The sequence below is a fragment of the Neisseria sp. P0009.S007 genome, assembly GCF_051962515.1.
In genome coordinates, this window is the sequence record NZ_JBQCVF010001293.1 from 1 (window position 1) to 235 (window position 235).

The following is a 235-nucleotide window of genomic DNA, read 5'->3' on the forward strand; positions in this document are numbered from 1 at the left end:
CCGCATTACCGTGCGCGGTATCACTGTTTCCGCCGGCGCAGGTTTCATCGTTGCGTTGTACGGTAATATGATGAAAATGCCAGGCCTGCCGAAAGTTCCGGCTGCCGAGAAAATTGATGTGGACGCGGACGGCGTGATTCATGGCTTGTTCTGATTTAGATTGCTTTTGAAATAGATAAAGGCCGTCTGAAACCGAGGTTTCAGACGGCCTTTTATAATTTAAGTGAATTTCAAC

1 protein-coding gene is annotated in these 235 nt (G+C 47.7%); it reads left to right on the plus strand.

Annotation, left to right across the window (positions count from 1 at the left end):
* Positions 1 to 154, plus strand: a 154-nt coding sequence (locus ACTHS3_RS18665) for a formate--tetrahydrofolate ligase (protein WP_440368900.1), incomplete at its 5' end; no start/stop codon positions are given.
* Between the last annotated feature and the right edge of the window lie 81 nt (positions 155 to 235).